General features: G+C 60.8%; 12 protein-coding genes. 3 read left to right on the forward strand and 9 right to left on the reverse strand.

Translation table 11 applies throughout. The features are described from left to right. Positions 1-88 precede the first annotated feature (88 nt). A complete protein-coding gene (locus LQ249_RS00805; protein WP_232566116.1) occupies positions 89-5890 on the forward strand; it encodes an MG2 domain-containing protein in 5802 nt (1933 codons plus the stop codon). After that, positions 5871-8168, forward strand: a complete 2298-nt coding sequence (gene pbpC, locus LQ249_RS00810; RefSeq protein WP_046381588.1) for a penicillin-binding protein 1C — start codon at positions 5871-5873, stop codon at positions 8166-8168. Before LQ249_RS00805 ends, pbpC begins: the two co-directional genes overlap by 20 nt. A 21-nt stretch (positions 8169-8189) precedes the next feature. Here the strand turns inward: pbpC and LQ249_RS00815 are convergent, their stop codons facing one another. The 3 genes from LQ249_RS00815 to arsQ form a co-directional block, all read right to left on the reverse strand. Then, complete coding sequence (locus tag LQ249_RS00815; protein WP_046381587.1) at positions 8190-8555, reverse strand: hypothetical protein; 366 nt, start codon at positions 8553-8555, stop codon at positions 8190-8192. Between the two features lie 265 nt (positions 8556-8820). After that, complete coding sequence (locus LQ249_RS00820; RefSeq protein ID WP_046385144.1) at positions 8821-9366, reverse strand: arsinothricin resistance N-acetyltransferase ArsN1 family B; 546 nt, start codon at positions 9364-9366, stop codon at positions 8821-8823. 91 nt (positions 9367-9457) lie between these two features. Then, on the reverse strand, positions 9458-10663 hold the full coding sequence (gene arsQ / locus LQ249_RS00825; protein WP_232566117.1) for an arsinothricin export permease ArsQ: 1206 nt from the start codon (positions 10661-10663) through the stop codon (positions 9458-9460). Positions 10664-10859: 196 nt separating this feature from the next. On the opposite strand from arsQ, the gene LQ249_RS00830 reads away from it, so the two are divergent. Beyond that, the gene (locus tag LQ249_RS00830) at positions 10860-11357 is read left to right on the forward strand and encodes a MarR family winged helix-turn-helix transcriptional regulator (protein ID WP_232566118.1); all 498 of its coding nucleotides are present in this window, start codon (positions 10860-10862) and stop codon (positions 11355-11357) included. 145 nt (positions 11358-11502) lie between these two features. Here LQ249_RS00830 and glmS read toward each other — a convergent pair whose 3' ends face one another. The 6 genes from glmS to atpG form a co-directional block, all read right to left on the reverse strand. Next, complete coding sequence (gene glmS / locus LQ249_RS00835; protein WP_057004918.1) at positions 11503-13335, reverse strand: glutamine--fructose-6-phosphate transaminase (isomerizing); 1833 nt, start codon at positions 13333-13335, stop codon at positions 11503-11505. Between the two features lie 10 nt (positions 13336-13345). Next, a complete protein-coding gene (locus LQ249_RS00840) occupies positions 13346-14113 on the reverse strand; it encodes a DeoR/GlpR family DNA-binding transcription regulator (protein WP_026140274.1) in 768 nt (255 codons plus the stop codon). Between the two features lie 230 nt (positions 14114-14343). Beyond that, a complete protein-coding gene (gene glmU, locus LQ249_RS00845) occupies positions 14344-15711 on the reverse strand; it encodes a bifunctional UDP-N-acetylglucosamine diphosphorylase/glucosamine-1-phosphate N-acetyltransferase GlmU (RefSeq protein ID WP_046484441.1) in 1368 nt (455 codons plus the stop codon). A 115-nt stretch (positions 15712-15826) separates the two neighbouring features. Then, positions 15827-16252: a F0F1 ATP synthase subunit epsilon gene (locus LQ249_RS00850; RefSeq protein WP_046381581.1), complete on the reverse strand. Its 426-nt coding sequence runs from the start codon at positions 16250-16252 to the stop codon at positions 15827-15829. Between the two features lie 44 nt (positions 16253-16296). Beyond that, positions 16297-17676 carry a F0F1 ATP synthase subunit beta gene (gene atpD, locus LQ249_RS00855; RefSeq protein WP_010565871.1) on the reverse strand — a complete coding sequence of 460 codons (1380 nt, stop codon included), beginning with the start codon at positions 17674-17676 and terminating at the stop codon, positions 16297-16299. Positions 17677-17703: 27 nt separating this feature from the next. After that, complete coding sequence (gene atpG, locus LQ249_RS00860; protein WP_017848932.1) at positions 17704-18564, reverse strand: F0F1 ATP synthase subunit gamma; 861 nt, start codon at positions 18562-18564, stop codon at positions 17704-17706. Between the last annotated feature and the right edge of the window lie 29 nt (positions 18565-18593).

Genomic DNA, 18593 nt, shown 5'->3' on the forward strand with positions numbered 1-18593 from the left:
ACGCTCGGCATTGATGTGACGTATCGCCCTCATCTTTTGTCGCAAAGACGCGTGTAAGATACGCCGCACTTAGCCAGGGATGCTCACCATGTTTGACACGTTAAAAACGATCTTTCGCCGTTTGTTCGGTGCGTTAATAACTGTGGTGGGTGCCCTGTTCGGCCAATGGCAGCCGCCGTTCTGGCTACGCGCCATCGGCCGGGGCGTGCTGAACCTGGGCAGCAAGGCCCGCGCTTACCCGCGCCGGGCCGGGGGCGGAGTGTTGGGCCTGGTGCTGCTGGCCGGCGCCGGGTTCTACGGCTGGCAGTGGTACTCCAACCTGCCGCAGCCGCACACCGTGGGTTATTCGCTGCACAAACCCAACCTGACCGACTACACCCAGCAACCCGCGGTTGTGGATAACTTGCAGGTGCGTTTTGCCGAGTCCGTCGCGCCCCTGGCGGCGATCGGCAAGCCGGTCACCGCCGGCATTACCCTTAAACCCGCTGTAGCCGGGGCCTGGCGCTGGTCCGATGACCGCACATTGCTGTTCACGCCGGAAAAAGACTGGCCCATCGACACCCATTACACCTTCGATCTGGCGAAGAAAAACCTGCTCGCCGACGGCGTGTTGCTCAGCCAGTACAGCGGCCAGTTCTCCACTCAACCGTTCCGCGCCAGCCTTTCGCAGAACGAGTTGTATCAGGACCCGTCCAACCCGACGCTGAAACAACTGGTGGCGACTTTCCGTTTTTCCCACCCGGTCGACGAGGAAAGCCTACGCAAGCGGGTTTCGATCATTCTCGGCAAAGGCCTCGCCTACCGCGACGCCCAGTTACCCAATCGCCCGGAAATCAGCTTCGACGAGACCAAGCTCAACGCCTATGTACGCTCCGCCGCCCTGGCCACCCCGCTGGAAAGCACGCCCGTCAGCGCCAAGCTCGACGAAGGCATCAAGGCCCGGGACGGCGGCAACGCCAGCAACGCGCCATTGGTGGCCGAAGTCACCGTGCCCGGTCGCTATCGCCTGACGTTTACCGCTGCCGAAGTGAGCTTTGTCGACAACGAACGCGGCGAACCCGAGCCGGTGTTGATGTTCAGCAGTTCCAGCGCCGTAGCCGATGACACCATCGCCGGTAAGGTCCAGGCCTGGTTGCTACCGGAAAAAGCCGAGGACGACACGCGCCCCTATAACAGCAACGACATCGACGATGCCCTACTGGCCCGCAGCACCAAGGTCAACCTGACCCACGTGCCCAGCGTCGAACCGCTCAACACCCTGCACGCATTCAAGTTCAAGGCCCCGGCCGGTCGTGCGCTGTATGTGCGCGTGCCCGCCAACCTGGAAGCCATCGGCGGCTACCTGGCGAAAAACCCCACAGCGTCGCTGATCAGCATGCCGGCCTACCCGCGCACGTTGCAGTTCCTCTCCGACGGCGCCTTGCTCAGCCTCACCGGCGAAAAACGCCTGGGTTTCATGGCCCGTGGCGTGCCCGGTGCCCATGTGGAAATCGCTCGCCTGCTGCCCAACCAGTTGCAGCATTTGGTGGACCAGAGCAGCGGCAGCTTTGCACGGCCGAACTTCGGTAATGAGTACTTCGATCGCATGGTCGAGCGTCAGTCGCTGGATATTCCGCTGTCGTCCAACGACCCGGCGAAAACCGTCTACGACAACGTCGACCTCAGCCATTACCTGACCGCCAACGGCGGCCGACGCGGTATTTTCGTACTCAAGCTCAGCCCACAGGATGACCCGGCCGAACGCACATTCGACTACTCCCGCAGCAGCACCAGCGACCTGCGCTTTATCGTGGTGACAGACCTCGGGATCATCGCCAAGCGCTCCAGCGACGGCAGCCATGACGTGTATGTGCAGTCCATCGGCAACGGTTCGCCGGTGGCCGACGCGCAAGTCGACATCATCGGCCGTAACGGTCTGCCGGTCGCCAGCGGCCACACCGACGCCGAAGGCCACGCGCATTTCGCCAAACTCGATGAACTGCGCCGTGAGAAAACGCCACTGATGTATGTGGTCAGTCGCGGTAATGACCAATCCTTCCTGCCGATTGCCCGTCAGTCCCAACAGCTGGATCTGTCGCGCTTCGACGTAGGCGGTTTGCAAGAAGACGGTGCGATCGATCGCCTCAGCGCCTACCTGTTCACCGACCGTGGCCTGTACCGGCCCGGCGAAACCGCGCACCTGGGCATGATCGTGCGCAGCGGCAACTGGAAAGGCGCCCTGCAAGGCTTGCCGGTGGAGCTGCAAATCACCGACCCTCGCGGCCTGGAAGTGATTCGCCAGCCGCTGAAGCTGTCCGCCAGCGGTTTTGAAACCTTTGATTTCCCCAGCAGCGAAGTGGCCCCGGCCGGGGATTACACCGCGACCTTGCAACTGATCGGCGCGAAACAGACCCGCACCGACCTGGGCAGTGTCAGCTTCAAGGTCCGCGACTTCGAGCCGGACCGTATGAAAGTCAGCCTGAGCCTGCACGACACGCCAGTGCCGGGCTGGATTCCACCGGAGCAGGTGGTGGCCAAAGTCAGCGCAATGCACCTGTTCGGCGCCCCGGCGGCCGGCCGTCGCGTGACCGCGAAGATGTCCCTGAGCCCGACGCTCGCGGCGTTCGAGCGTTACCCCGATTACCGCTTCCGCCTCAACGATGCGCTGGAAGAGGCCAGCACCGAAGACCTGGCCGAGACCACCGTCGATGACAACGGCCAGGCCGTGCTCGACCTCAACCTGCAACGCTTCGCCAACAGCACTTACCGCCTGCAGGTAATGACCCAGGTGTTCGAGGCCGAAGGCGGGCGCAATGTGGCGGCGCAAAGTGCGTTGCTGGTGTCGTCTGCGCCCTACCTGGTGGGTGTGAAAAGTCAGGACTCGCTGTCGTATGTCGCCAAGGACGCCCCGCGCCAGGTGCAATGGTTGGCCGTCGCGCCGGATCTCACGCCGCTGGCGGTGGACGGGCTGACCAGCGAAGTGGTCGAGCACCGCTACGTCTCGGTGCTGGTGAAGCAGTCCAACGGCACCTACAAATACGAATCGCGGATCAAGAACATCAGCCAGCCCGCCTCGCCGCTGGTGATGACCAAGGACGGCGCCAAGCAAACCCTGAACACCGCCACCCCTGGCGATTTCACCCTGCAACTCAAGGACGCCAACGGCAAGCTGCTGAACCAGATCGACTACAGCGTGGCCGGGCGCGGCAACACCTCGCGCTCCCTGGAGCGCAACGCCGAGCTGCAACTGCGCCTGGATAAACGCAGTTACGCAACGGGGGATGAGATTGCCATCAGTGTCCGCGCGCCGTACACCGGGGCGGGCCTGATCACCATCGAGCGTGACAAGGTCTACACCCAGCAGTGGTTCAAGGCCGACAGCACCAACAGTGTGCAGCATATCCGCGTGCCCGCAGGGCTTGAGGGCAATGCCTACGTCAACGTGCAGTTTGTGCGCGACATCGGTTCGTCCGAGGTCTACATGAGCCCGCTGTCCTACGGCGTGGTGCCGTTCAGCATCAACCTGGATGCGCGGCGCATGCCATTGAAGGTTGACGGCCCGGCGCAGATCGAACCGGGGCAGACTCTGGATATCAAGGTCAACGCCGACCGCCCGGGCCGTGCGGTGGTGTATGCGGTGGACGAAGGCATCCTGCAGGTGGCGCGCTACCAGACGCCAGACCCGCTGGGCTTCTTCTTCCAGAAACGTGCGCTGGAAGTCGGCACCAGTCAGATTCTTGACCTGATCCTGCCGGAATTCAGCCGCCTGCTCAGTGGGGCCGCGCCCGGTGGCGATACCGAAGGCGCGTTGGCTAATCACCTCAACCCGTTCAAGCGTAAACACCAGCCGCCTGTGGCCTGGTGGTCCGGGCTGGTGGACTTGCCAGCCGGTGAAAGCGTGCTGCATTACCAGGTGCCGGACAGTTTCAACGGCAAGCTGCACCTGTTCGCGGTGGCGGTGGATGCCGACAGCGTGGGCGTCAGCGAGGCCACTACCGAGGTGCGCGGGCCGCTCGTGATCACGCCAAACGTACCGGCTTTCGTCGCGCCGGGGGATGTGTTCAACGTGAGCGCCGGGGTGTTCAGCAACCTCGACGCGGCGGCGGATGTGAAGTTTGAAGTGCAGACCAGCAACGGCCTCAACGTGCAGGGCGACAAAGGCAGCACCTTGTCGCTGCAACCGCGCAAGGAAGGCACCGCCGAGTTCAAGATCAAAGTCGGCGACACCCTCGGCTCGGCAGATCTGCGCTTTATCGCCGTGTTGCCGAATGGCAAGCGCATTCAGGTGGCGGAAACCACCTCGATCCGCCCTCTGAGCGAACACCGCGTGGCCCTGAGCCTGGGCCGTTTCGACAGCGCCAGCAAAGAGCTCAAGCCCACCCGCGAACTGTTCAGCCAACTGCGCGACGTGCAACTGGGTGTGGCGGCGTCGCCACTGGTGTGGGCAAACGGTCTCAAGCATTACCTGGATGACTACGGCTACGCCTGCACCGAACAGTTGGTGTCCAAAGCCATGCCAGCGTTGATCTGGGGTGGTAATGCGCCCGAGGCCGAACAGGCCTTCGCCAGCGCGGTGCGGATGTTGCGCCAGCGCCAGAACCAGGCCGGCGGTTTCGGTTTGTGGGCGGCCAACCCGGACGTAGCGCCATATGCCAGCCTGTACGCCACCGACTTCCTGATCGAAGCCAAGGAACGCGGGCTGCCGGTGCCGGAAGACCTGCTGGTACGGGCCAATACCTATCTGACAGACCTGGCCAACGGCCCCAGCGAAGGCCTGTCGGAATTGCGCAACCGTGCCTACGCCAGTTACCTGCTGAGCCGTCAGGGGATTCTGGTGAGCGGCGCCTTGAGCGATATCCGTGAGCGCTACGAGCGCTACTTCAAGGACACCTGGCAGAACGACCTGGGCGCCGCCTACCTGGCCGCCAGCTACAAGCTGCTCAAGCAGGATCGCCAGGCGGATACGCTGTTCCGTAAGATTCCATGGCGTTCGCTTGTGGATAAGTGGAACAGCGACGGTCTGTATTACGACCCGTTGGTGCATGACGCCGAACACCTGCACTTGCTGGCACGGCATTTCCCCGAGCTACTGGACGAGGTGCCGGCGGCGCTGCTGGATAAACTCGGCAAGCGCCTTAACGAGCAACGTTACAACTCGCTGTCGGCGGCGCTGTTACTGCGCGCCCTGGATAACTACGGCCAGCGCGCACAAAGCGACATGACCCTCAAGGCCAGCGCGTGGTTGGGCGACAAACAGCAACAATTGCTGGAGATGGCCGGCCAACCGCCGCGCGCCGCAGTGCCGAGCGCCACGCAAAAATTGCTGATGGAAAAATCCGACGGCCCGGCAGCGTTCTACATGCTCAGCGAAGCCGGTTTTGATAAAGGCGCCAAGCTCAAGCCGATCACCAACGGCCTGGAGATTATCCACGAGTACCTCGACCTCAACGGTGAGCCGGTGAGCAAGGTCGCGGTGGGCGATGAGTTCCTGGTGCGCCTGCGCCTGAGGGCGACCGACCGCGATCAAGTGCAGCAAGTGGCGGTGGTCGACCTGCTGCCCGGTGGCGTCGAGCCTGTGTATAACTTGCCGCCGGAGCCGGAAGCCGCCAGCACCGATGACAGTGAAGGCGAGGAAGCGGAATACGTAGAAGACAGCGAAACGCCTGACGCCTGGCAAGCGCCTATCGGCGAAACCGAGCTGAGCAACTGGCAGCCAGACTACGTGGACGTGCGCGATGATCGGGTGGTGTTGTACGGCACCGCACTGCGTGACGTAGGCACTTTCGTGTACCGCGTGCGCGCCACCAACGCCGGTACCTTCAATACGCCACCGGCCTACGCCGAAGGCATGTACGAAACCACCCTGCAAGGGCGCGGCAAAGTAGGCCAGCTTGAAATTACCAAGCCTTAAACGCCTGACGCCGCTGCTGGCAGCGGCGGTACTGCTGGCGGGGCTGCGGCTGTGGCCACATGCTCCGCTGGAACAGGCGGTGACATCCTCAAGGGTGGTGCTGGCCGATGACGGCTCGCTGTTGCGCATGACCTTGGCGGATGACGGGCAATACCGCTTATGGCTACCGCTGGAGAGGTTTTCTCCGTCATTGATCGAGGCCTTGCTGCTCAAGGAAGACCGTAATTTCTACTGGCACCCGGGGATCAATCCCCCGGCGTTGCTGCGTGCGGCCATGGCCACTTACAGCGGCGGCCAGCGCCAGGGCGGCTCGACGTTGAGCATGCAACTGGCGCGGCGCTTGTGGGATCTGAACACCCGCCAGGTGCCGGGCAAGCTGCAACAGATGGCCTTGGCCTTGTGGCTGGAAGCGCGTTACAGCAAGCACGACATCCTTGAGGCCTACCTGAACCTGGCACCCATGGGCGGCAATATCGAAGGCGCCGAGGCGGCGAGTCGCATTTACTTCGGCAAGGCGGCGGCGCAGTTGTCGTTGTCTGAAGCGCTGGCACTGGCGGTGATCCCCCAGCAGCCGGGGCGACGCGCGCGCTTCGGGCCCTCGTTGCAAAACGCGCGGCAGCGCTTGATGAACGACTGGCGCGCAACTTATCCACAGGACCCGCGCAACGACAGCCTGCTGGACGTGCCCCTGGAAGCGCGCAACCGCCAGCAGATCGCGTTTCTGGCGCCGCACTTGAGCGAACAGTTGCTCGCGTCCCAGCCCGGCAACGAGCTGAACAGCACCCTCAACCTGCCCTTGCAACAATTGCTCGAACGCTTGATCAGCGGCTTTATCGCCGAGCGGCGCGGCACGGGGGTGGAAAACGCCACGGCGATCCTGATCGACAGCCGCGACCAGAGCGTCAAGGCACTGGTGGGCTCGGCGGATTACTTATCCACAGGCATCCATGGCCAGGTCAATGGCGTGCTGGCGCGGCGTTCGCCGGGGTCGACGCTCAAACCGTTCCTCTACGGATTGGCGCTGGACCAGGGGGTGATCCACCCCATGAGCATCCTCAAGGATTTACCCAGTAACTTCGGCTACTTCCAACCGGAGAATTTCGACGGCAGTTTTGTCGGGCCACTGACGGCGCGCGATGCGTTGATCCGTAGCCGCAATATCCCCGCCGTGTGGCTCGCCAGCCAGGTGAAATCGCCTTCGTTATACGGCTTGTTGCAACGCGCCGGCATCAAGGGCCTGCGCGGTGAAAGCCATTACGGCCTGGCCCTGGCCCTCGGCGGCGGCGAGATGACGCCCGAAGAGCTGGCGCGGCTGTACCTGATGCTGGCCGGCGACGGGCACCTGCGGCCGTTGCGCTATTTACAGGAACAGCCCCAGGCCAGCGGCCCAGCGCTGCTGACGCCTCAAGCCGCCTTCATGGTGCGCGACATGCTGCGCCGCAACCCGCGCCCGGATGGCCTGCCCGGCCGGCACTGGCGCACCGCCTGGAAAACCGGCACCTCCTGGGGCTTCCACGATGCATGGAGTGCCGGGCTGGTCGGCCCCTACGTGCTGGTGGTGTGGGTCGGTAACTTCGATGGGCGACCGAACCCGGCGTTCATCGGCGCCAAGACCGCCGCGCCGCTGTTCTTCCGCATCGCCGACGCCCTGCCCCTGGCCTTGCCCAACGTGCAGATCAAACCCGACAAGCCGCCGCCCGGGCTGATCCGTATCGACGTCTGCGCGGCCTCCGGCGAATTGCCCAACCGCTGGTGCCCGCAGACCCGCAAAACCTGGTACATCCCCGGCGTCTCGCCGATTCGCGTGTCCAACCTGCACCGCCCGGTGCTGATCGACACCCGCACCGGCAAAGCCGCCTGCCCGCCGTTCGACCCGCAGTACACCCGCGAAGAAGTCTTCGAGTTCTGGCCCAGCGACGTACAACGCCTGTACCGCGCCGCCGGCCTGGCGCGACGCACGCCGCCCACGGTGATGAAAAACTGCCAGCCCAACCGCATCGGCGACCAGAGCGAAGCCCCGCAGATCCGTTCGCCGCTGACCCAGGTGAGCTATCAATTGCGCCTGTCCCAACCGCAGGAAAGCATTGCGCTGAATGCCAACGCGGCCAGCGACGCGACGACGTTGTACTGGTTTGCCGACCAGACCCTGATCGGTCAAGGCCCGCCGCAATCCACGCTGAATTGGCGACCGGGCAAGTCGGGGGAGTATCGGTTGCGGGTCAGTGACGATCAGGGCCGCAGTGCGAGCCGGGCGCTGCGGGTGGAGTTTGTGCCGTGAGCGGGCGAACGCGCCTGACCGCTAGGCGCTGATCTCCACGTAACTCGACTCCCCACCGCCCGTCGCGCCCGACAACCATCCCCAAACGAAGCTCAAGGTGGTACGCCCGGCCTGATCCACACCCACCGTGCCACGCGACCAGCCGGCCAGCAGCTCGCCCTCAAGCGTCAGGCATTGATACAGCAACTCGATGGTATCAGCGCCTGTCACACGCCCGACCTGCGTGCCCACGCGGATTCGACCGCCTTGGTAAGAGCCGGAGATGGCCTCCCCTTCGACAAGGTAATGAAACACCGTGCCGGCACCGGATAGCCCGTGGGCATTGTTCGCGACCGTAAAGCGACGATTGTTCAAACGTGCGTGGATTGGGCAGAAGGGAGTGTCCATGAATGTCGCGTCCTTTTGTAGGGGGCTTCCGTTCCGGGTCGAGCCTGGAGACCCGGCGGTGGATCTAGAGAATTAAAACGCTCGCAATCTACTTGGTTGTTTGCTGGGAACCAATACGCCCGTCTTCAGCTTGTCAGATGCGGATGACCTGGTGAATCACCTGATCCGCGACCATGAAGGCTTCAGCATTCTCGATCAGTTCCTGGAGGCTGCAGACACCAAGGTCGAAGCTGACGCAGTAGCATCTGGCAGCCCTCTTGCTGCTCTACTCTCCCTTTACGTCACTGAACGGGATGATTTCTATTGGCGGTGTCACTGCACAAAGTGGTTTGCGCCAATAACCAACGCTATGCCATTGACCGTGCTTGTACCCAACCTCAGGGTACGTGCCGATATGGGTAAAACCGAGCGCTTCATGGATACCAATGCTCCCCGCGTTGGGTAAGGCAATGCCGGCGTAGGCCGTATGAAACCCCTGTTTCTCGAGGAGCGGTAGAAGCCGCTGATAAAGCGCACGACCAACCCCTTTTCGGTGTACGGCAGGGTCGACATAAACGGTGACATCTACCGACCAGCGATAGGCTTCTCTAGCGCGATGCTGGCTTGCATAAGCGTATCCAACGACATCGCCATTCATCTCGGCTACCAGATAGGGATACATCGGCAGTGTTGCGGCGATCCGCTCTGCCATTTCATCGACAGTTGGTGGCGTCAGCTCAAACGAGATGGCTGTGTTCAAAACCATCGGCGCATAGATAGCCTGAATGGCAGAGGCATCAGCGGGTGTAGCGACCCTCACGTTGTAATTCATGGCGACCAAGTACTCCATTCTCTTTCTCTTTGAGTTCAGGCACGACGATTCGGTGGCTCGAGATCGCCGTTGGTTTTGTAGGCGTTCGAAGTTAAGGCGATATCAGCAGAAGAACCGCCAGACCGATCAATGCTTGTAGAACTGAACCGGCGGTCATCAAACGCATATACCTGCCGGTGCTGTATTCGGGAAAGGCGTCCGATTTGACCAGCCAGTAATAGCTGTCGTTAGGGAGAATGGCGACGAACGATCCCAGACAGACGGCGAATGTGACGCTCATCAAGTCCACCGCGCCAGACGCAAGGATTGGAGAGAGAACAGGAGGGATGGCGGCAAAGGTCGCAAGGGAAGAGCCATTCAGTGTTTTGAATACCGCAGCCAGCAGGAACACCCCCACCAAAATATGCGTGGTGCTGCCCGACGCGCTGAACGCATGCTGAATCAGTTCCTTGGGAAGCACCAAACCGAGGGCTTGGCCCAAAGCAGACGCACAACCGATGGTGAACAATAACGGGCTGGTTCTACGCATCGCTTTGGACAGCAGATCTTGAACCTCATCAGGTTTGCAGCTAAGCGCAATCAACAACGATGTGGCGATCAATGCACCGGCGGGAGTAGTGAAGAACTCGATGATGGAGTGCTGGTTCTTTGGAATGGCGTAGCCGGTGATCAGGAGCAGGAAAAATACAGCCAGAGGCAGGATCACCTTGATAACCGAGTCGTGAGGCACGGTGGGATCAGTCGAATCGTTGGGTGATGAACAATCTGTGCGGGTCGTCCAGTACGTCCAGACCGTCCCGACAACCCAGGTGACGACTGTCAGCAGCAACCCTAGATACAGAAACTTTGGGTCATGCGTGTTGGCCCCTAACCCAATCCCAATGATCAGCGGGCCCGCGGGCATTAACAGCTTGAATCCCGAGTAGCATCCGATTGCAATGTACTTGCGGTGTTGCCCGGCAATGGGAGCAAGAGACGCATAGGCTGTATCGGGACAAACCATGCCAGCACCCAGCAAGGGTGACAGAGAGATGCCGAATTTTCCGAAGGACGCACTTTCTTGCGTCGAGATCCAGCCGGCAATGAAAAACGCGCTCAGGATGACGATGGCGAAATAGCCAAGGTTGTTTGCGAATCCTTTGCTCAGCGATTGGAACACGTCACTGCTGTTGGTGCCGGCAAGAAGAGGGATCAGAATCGCACCCAGCAACATCGCGACAGGGAGAGGAATGGAGACACGGCTCCCTAGGTTCCGTAACCGGGAGCGTGTTTTCGTCCTAAGCGCTTCGACCAACATCCATGTACCTCCCCGCGTTACCGGAACCGCCTCTGAAAGGCCTGCAAGTTGTGCCCGCACTTCACAATCGCAAAATACGTTGCGGCCCGCAACTAATATAATTGAACAATTTCGCAGGCGCTTATGCCCAGAAAAATGTGTCGCTGCGCCTGCTAAGGTGGTATTAGCGTTTTCCCGGAATTGCGAGCCGAGTGCTATGCCAAACATTGATCAGATCGACCAGGATGCCGAACAGCTTTACGAAGCCCTGAGTCACTTGGTTAGGGTCTACCAGTTTCGTGACAGAGATCGCAGCTGCTGCGAAGGCCTGTCCGTCACTCAATGCTATGCGCTTGAGCATGTGATAAAGGCTGGGCCGGTTCGCGTTCAATCGTTGGCCAGTGAGCTTTTTCTCGACAAGAGCAACGCGAGCCGGTTAGTCGATTCGCTTGCAAAACAGGGGCTGGTTTGCCGCGTACCAGATGCCACTGACGGCCGCGCGCTGGCGATCACCGTGACGCCCGAAGGCGTGACGCTTTATGAAAGTATTCGATCGGATTTAGTCGCAGAGGCTCGCAATCTCGCATCTGACTTATCGAAAGAAGCCCGTGAGGGTGCAATCAAAATGCTACGTCGCTTCGCTAACGCCACCGAACAACGGTGCGGTCTCAAAGACTTCAGTGCTGACGAGGCTCTGCCCCGCAAATGCTGCTGAGGCATCTCTATAGACGAATATTTAGCCAGATCACAATCCAAAATAGGGTATGTGGTGGATACACATAAAAAAGAAAAGCCCCTGAGATCAGGGGCTTTTGGCAGTGATTGTCTGAAACCAGACGGGCCTTCCGGCGCCAGCCGTATTACTCCACCGTCACCGACTTCGCCAGGTTGCGCGGCTGGTCAACGTCGGTGCCCTTGAGCACGGCGACGTAGTACGACAGCAATTGCAGCGGGATGGTGTAGAGGATCGGCGACAGGGTGTCGTGGATGTGCGGCATGTTGATGACGTGGGTGCCTTCGCCATTGACCATGCCGGCTTTCTCGTCGGCGAAGACGATCAGTTGGCCGCCGCGGGCGCGCACTTCCTGCAGGTTGGACTTGAGCTTCTCCAGCAGTTCGTTGTTCGGCGCGACGGTGACCACCGGCATGTCGTCATCCACCAGGGCCAATGGGCCGTGTTTCAGTTCGCCGGCCGGGTAGGCTTCGGCGTGGATGTACGAAATTTCCTTGAGCTTCAGGGAGCCTTCCATCGCCACCGGGTATTGCGCGCCACGGCCGAGGAACAGGGTGTGGTTCTTGTCGGCGAACAGCTCGGCGACTTTTTCTACGGTGCTGTCCATCGCCAGCGCTTCGCCGAGGCGGGTCGGCAGGCGGCGCAGTTCTTCCACCAGGGTGGCTTCGACGCCGGGGGCCAGGGTGCCGCGCACTTGGCCCAGGGACAGGGTCAGCAGCAGCAAGCCGACCAGTTGGGTGGTGAAGGCTTTGGTGGAGGCCACGCCGATTTCGCGACCGGCCTGGGTCAGCAGGGTCAGGTCGGACTCACGGACCAGGGAGCTGATGCTGACGTTGCAGATCGCCAGGCTGGCGAGGAAGCCCAGCTCTTTGGCGTTACGCAGGGCAGCCAGGGTGTCGGCGGTTTCGCCGGACTGCGAGATGGTCACGAACAGGCTGTCGGGCTGCACCACCACCTTGCGGTAGCGGAATTCGCTGGCGACTTCGACCTGGCACGGGATGCCGGCCAGTTCTTCCAGCCAGTAACGCGCAACCATCCCGGCGTGGTAGCTGGTGCCGCAGGCCACGATCTGGACATTGCGCACCTTGGCGAACAGCTCGGCGGCTTGCGGGCCGAAGGCGTTGACCAGCACTTGCTTGTCGCCAAGGCGACCTTCCAGGGTGCGTTGCACCACGGCCGGTTGCTCGTGGATTTCCTTGAGCATGAAGTGGCGGAACGCGCCCTTGTCGGCCGCTTCGGCGCCGTCGCGGTATTGCACGGCTTCGCGCTCGACGGAATTGCCGTTTACGTCCCAGATCGCCACGCTGTCACGGCGGATATCGGCAATATCGCCTTCTTCCAGGTACATGAAGCGGTCGGTGACCTGGCGCAGGGCCAGTTGGTCGGAGGCGAGGAAGTTTTCCCCCAGGCCCAGGCCGATCACCAGTGGGCTGCCACTGCGTGCGGCAACCACGCGGTCGGGTTGGCTCGCGCAGATCACGGCCAGGCCGTAGGCGCCGTGCAGTTCCTTGACCGTGGCCTTGAGGGCGGCGGTCAGGTCGTTGTGGTCCTTGAGCTTGTGGTTGAGCAGGTGGGCGATGACTTCGGTGTCGGTGTCCGAGGTGAACACGTAACCCAGGCTCTTCAACTGTTCACGCAGCGCTTCGTGGTTTTCGATGATGCCGTTGTGTACCACGGCCACGTCGCCAGAGAAGTGCGGGTGGGCGTTACGTTCGCACGGCGCACCGTGGGTGGCCCAACGGGTGTGGGCGATGCCCAGGCGACCGACCAGCGGTTCGCCGGCCAGGGCCTGGTCCAACTCGCTGACCTTGCCCGGACGACGCAGGCGCTCCAGCTTGCCGGCGTTGGTGAAGACCGCCACACCGGCGCTGTCATAGCCGCGGTATTCCAGGCGTTTGAGGCCTTCGATCAGGATGGGGGTGATGTTACGTTCAGCGACTGCGCCAACAATGCCACACATGGTGTTTCTCCTAGATGATTGCCGCGCATATCAGCGTAATGCCGCGGGCTTGGATCTGGTCGCGGGCCTCATGCGGCAGGCGATCATCGGTGATCAGGGTATGGACGCTGCTCCAGGGCAGTTCCAGGTTGGGAATCTTGCGGCCGATCTTGTCGGACTCGACCATCACCACCACTTCACGGGCAACCTCGGCCATCACGCGGCTCAGGCCCAGCAGCTCGTTGAACGTGGTGGTGCCGCGCTGCAGATCGATGCCGTCGGCGCCGATGAACAGTTGATCAAAGTCGTAGGAACGCAGCACCTGCTCGGCGACCTGGCCCTGGAACGAGTCCGAATGCGGGTCCCAGGTGCCGCCGGTCATCAACAGCACCGGCTCGTGTTCCAGCTCGCTCAAGGCGCGGGCCACGTGCAGGGAGTTGGTCATCACCACCAGGCCGGGCTGGTGGCCCAGTTCGGGGATCATGGCGGCGGTGGTGCTGCCGCTGTCGATGATGATGCGTGCGTGTTCGCGCAGGCGCATCACGGCGGCACGTGCGATGGCGCGCTTGTAGACCGAGATCGGCTGGGCAGGGTCGCCGACGAGCTCCTGGGGCATGGTGATCGCGCCACCGTAACGGCGTAGCAGCAGGCCGTTGCTTTCGAGGGCGGCCAGGTCCTTGCGGATGGTGACTTCCGAGGTTTCGAAACGCTTGGCCAATTCATCCACGCTGACTTCGCCCAGTTGATTGAGCAAGGTCAGGATGTTGTGGCGTCGTTGGGGTGTATTTCGTTTCGACATGGTGACTTTATGTTTCGTTTCGAAAGATAACGAAGGCAATAAAAACCTATTGGCGAAAGATCGTCAAGCAGCATGCCGCAAATTTTTGAAACTGGCGAAGGGCTAATGTGGGAGGGGGCTTGCCCCCGATAGCAGTGTGTCAGTCATTAAGTGCTTTGACTGGACCGTCGCCATCGGGGGCAAGCCCCCTCCCACATTGGCTATTTGTTGCTGATAAGACTGTGGATAACTCAGCTCTTTTTGATTTTGACCGGGCGTTTCCAACCGTCGATGTTGCGCTGACGGGCGCGGGCCACGGCAAGCTGGGACTTATCCACATCCTGATTGATGGTTGAACCCGCTGCGGTGTTTGAGCCATCACCGATGGTTACAGGTGCAACCAGCGAGTTATTGGAGCCGATGAATACGTCTTCACCAATCGTCGTCTGATACTTGTTGGCACCATCGTAATTGCAGGTGATGGTGCCGGCGCCGACGTTGGTCCGCGCGCCGATCACCGCATCGCCCAGGTACGTCAGGTGGCCGGCCTTGGCGCCTTCGCCCAGATGGGCGTTTTTCAATTCGACAAAGTTACCCACATGGGCCTTGGCTTCCAACACGCTGCCGGGACGCAGGCGCGCAAACGGCCCCGCATCGCTGCCCTCGCCCATCACCGCACCGTCGAGATGGCTGTTGGCCTTGATCACCACGCCCTTGCGCAGGGTGCTGTCCTTGATCACGCAGTTCGGCCCGATCACCACGTCGTCTTCGATGATCACGCGGCCCTCGAGGATCACATTGATGTCGATCAGCACATCCCGGCCCACGGTGACTTCACCGCGCACATCGAAGCGCGCCGGGTCGCGCAGGGTCACGCCCTGGGCCATCAGGCGGCGGCCTTCGCGCAGTTGGTAGTGACGCTCCAGTTCGGCGAGTTGCTTGCGGTCGTTGGCGCCCTGCACTTCCATCGGGTCGTGGGGCTGTTCGGTGGCGACCAGCAAGCCATCGTTGACGGCCATTTCGATCACGTCGGTCAGGTAGTACTCGCCCTGGGCGTTGTTGTTGGACAAACGGCTCATCCAGTCCGCCAGGCGATTGGCCGGCACTGCGAGAATCCCGGTGTTGCCTTCGGTGATGGCGCGTTGGGCGTCGCTGGCGTCCTTGTGCTCGACGATAGCGGCGACCTTGCCGTCGGCGTTGCGCACGATGCGGCCGTAGCCGGTAGGGTCATCCAGTTCGACGGTGAGCAGGCCCATCTGGCCGGGCACGACGTGCTTGAGCAGGCGCTGCAGAGTTTCCACTTCGATCAGGGGCACGTCGCCGTAGAGGATCAGCACCGTGTCGGCTTTGATGAACGGCACGGCTTGGGCGGTAGCGTGGCCGGTGCCCAGTTGCTTGTCTTGCAATACGAAATTCAGGTCATCCGCGGCCAGGCGTTCACGCACCACATCGGCACCGTGGCCGATGACGACGTGGATGCGTTGCGGGGCCAGTTGCCGGGCGCTGTGGATAACATGGCCAAGCATGGAGTTACCGGCCACCGGGTGCAGCACTTTGGGCAAGGCCGAACGCATGCGGGTGCCCTGGCCAGCGGCGAGAATGACGATTTCTAGAGACATGAATGGCTACCAATCCTGGGCGGTCCGGCTTCAGACCAGAGAAGTGTTTTGCAAAAAAAGAAAAAGGGTAGCCGAGGCTACCCTTTTTAATCAATCACGCATGAGGCGTAACGGCTTAGCCGCCAAACTTCTTGCGGATCTGCTGGACGGTACGCAGCTGAGCTGCGGCCTCGGCCAGACGAGCGGCAGCAGAACCGTAGTCGAAATCTGCGCCTCTTTCGTTCAGGGCCTTCTCAGCAGCCTTGACGGCAGCCTGAGCGGAGGCTTCATCCAGGTCAGCAGCACGTTGCACGGTGTCGGCAAGTACCGTGACCATGTTCGGCTGAACCTCGAGGAAACCACCGGAGATGTAAAACACCTCCCGTTCCCCGCCTTGCTTGGTCAGAGTGATCGGACCTGGCTTCAAACCGGTGATCAATGGCGCGTGGCCCATGGCAATACCCAGGTCACCGAGTTCGCCGTGTGCAATCACCATTTCTACCAGACCGGAGAAGATTTGCCCTTCCGCGCTGACGATATCGCAATGGACTGTCATAGCCATCTGATTGCCTCAACCTGATGAGCGCCCGTTGCCGGGCGCCGGGATTACAGTTTCTTGGCTTTCTCGATCGCTTCTTCGATGCCGCCGACCATGTAGAACGCTTGTTCTGGCAGGTGGTCGTAGTCACCGTTGAGGATGCCTTTGAAGCCAGCAATGGTGTCTTTCAGGGAAACGTATTTACCCGAGGCACCGGTGAAGACTTCAGCCACGAAGAACGGCTGCGACAAGAAACGCTGGATCTTACGAGCGCGGGATACCAACTGCTTGTCGGTTTCCGACAGCTCGTCCATACCCAGGATCGCAATGATGTCCTTCAGTTCTTTGTAACGCTGCAGCACGTACTGAACGCCGCGAGCGGTGTCGTAGTGCTCCTGGCCGATCACGTTCGGGTCCAGCTGGCGCGAAGTCGAGTCGAGTGGATCGACCGCTGGGTAGATACCCAGGGAAGCGATGTCACGGGACAGAACGACGGTGGCGTCCAAGTGGGCGAAGGTGGTCGCTGGCGACGGGTCGGTCAAGTCATCCGCAGGTACGTATACCGCTTGGATCGAAGTGATCGAACCTTCCTTGGTCGAAGTGATACGTTCTTGCAGAACGCCCATCTCTTCAGCCAGGGTCGGCTGGTAACCTACTGCCGAAGGCATACGGCCCAGCAGTGCGGATACTTCAGTACCGGCCAGGGTGTAACGATAGATGTTGTCGACGAACAGCAGAACGTCGTTACCTTCGTCACGGAACTTCTCGGCCATGGTCAGGCCGGTCAGTGCTACGCGCAGACGGTTTCCCGGCGGCTCGTTCATCTGACCGTAAACCAGTGCCACTTTGTCCAGAACGTTGGAGTCCTTCATCTCGTGGTAGAAGTCGTTACCCTCACGAGTACGCTCACCCACACCGGCGAACACGGAATAACCGCTGTGCTCGATGGCGATGTTACGGATCAGTTCCATCATGTTTACGGTCTTGCCTACACCGGCACCACCGAACAGACCGACTTTACCGCCCTTGGCGAACGGGCAAACCAGGTCGATAACCTTGATGCCGGTTTCCAGCAGGTCGTTGCCGCCAGCTTGTTCCGCGAACGAAGGTGCTGGACGGTGAATGCCCCAGCGCTCTTCGGTGTCGATCGGGCCAGCTTCGTCAATCGGGTTACCCAGAACGTCCATGATCCGGCCCAGGGTCGCTTTACCGACCGGTACGGAGATGGCAGCGCCAGTGTCCAGAACACCCAGACCGCGCTTCAAGCCCTCGGTGGAACCCATTGCAATGGTACGAACCACGCCGTCGCCCAGCTGCTGCTGAACTTCCAGAGTGGTGCCTGCATCGCTTTGTACTTTCAAAGCGTTGTAGATGCTCGGTACGCTGTCGCGTGGAAATTCCACGTCGATAACGGCGCCGATGATTTGAACGATACGTCCGCTACTCATAGCTGGATCCTCTGAATATTTGAACCGTTAAACCGCGGCAGCGCCGCCGACGATTTCCGAGATCTCTTGGGTGATCGCAGCCTGACGCGCCTTGTTGTAGATCAGCTGCAAATCGCTGATCAGATCACCGGCGTTATCGGTAGCGTTTTTCATCGCGATCATCCGCGCCGCTTGTTCAGCTGCGTTGTTCTCGACCACCGCCTGGTACACCTGCGACTCCACGTAGCGCACCATCAAGCCGTCAAGCAGCTCTTTGGCGTCTGGTTCGTAGAGGTAGTCCCAGTGGTGCTTGAGTTCCTGATCCGGAGTCGCCACCAGTGGAATCAATTGCTCCACGGTAGGCTGCTGGGTCATGGTGTTGATGAACTTGTTGGATACCACGGACAGGCGGTCAATCCGGCCTTCCAGGTACGCATCCAGCATCACCTTCACACTGCCGATCAAATCATTGATCGACGGCTCTTCACCCAGGTGGCTGATAGCTGCAACGACGTTACCGCCGAAGTTGCGGAAAAAGGCCGCACCCTTGCTACCAACTACACACAGATCGATCTCGACGCCGTTTTCGCGGTTTACCGCCATGTCCTTGACCAGGGCCTTGAACAGGTTGGTATTCAAACCACCGCACAAACCACGGTCACTGCTCACTACCACATAACCCACACGCTTAACTTCGCGGTCGATCATGAACGGGTGGCGGTATTCCGGGTTGGCGTTGGCCAAATGCCCAATTACCTGGCGGATACGCTCCGCATAAGGACGGCTAGCCGACATACGCATTTGTGCCTTGCGCATTTTGCTGACCGCCACTTTTTCCATGGCGCTGGTAATTTTTTGCGTGCTTTTGATGCTCGCAATCTTACTGCGAATCTCTTTTGCGCCTGCCATGTAACACCTATCAGGTTAGCAAGCGGGAG

The organism is Pseudomonas sp. 7-41 (assembly GCF_021233075.1).
GTDB lineage: Bacteria > Pseudomonadota > Gammaproteobacteria > Pseudomonadales > Pseudomonadaceae > Aquipseudomonas > Aquipseudomonas veronii.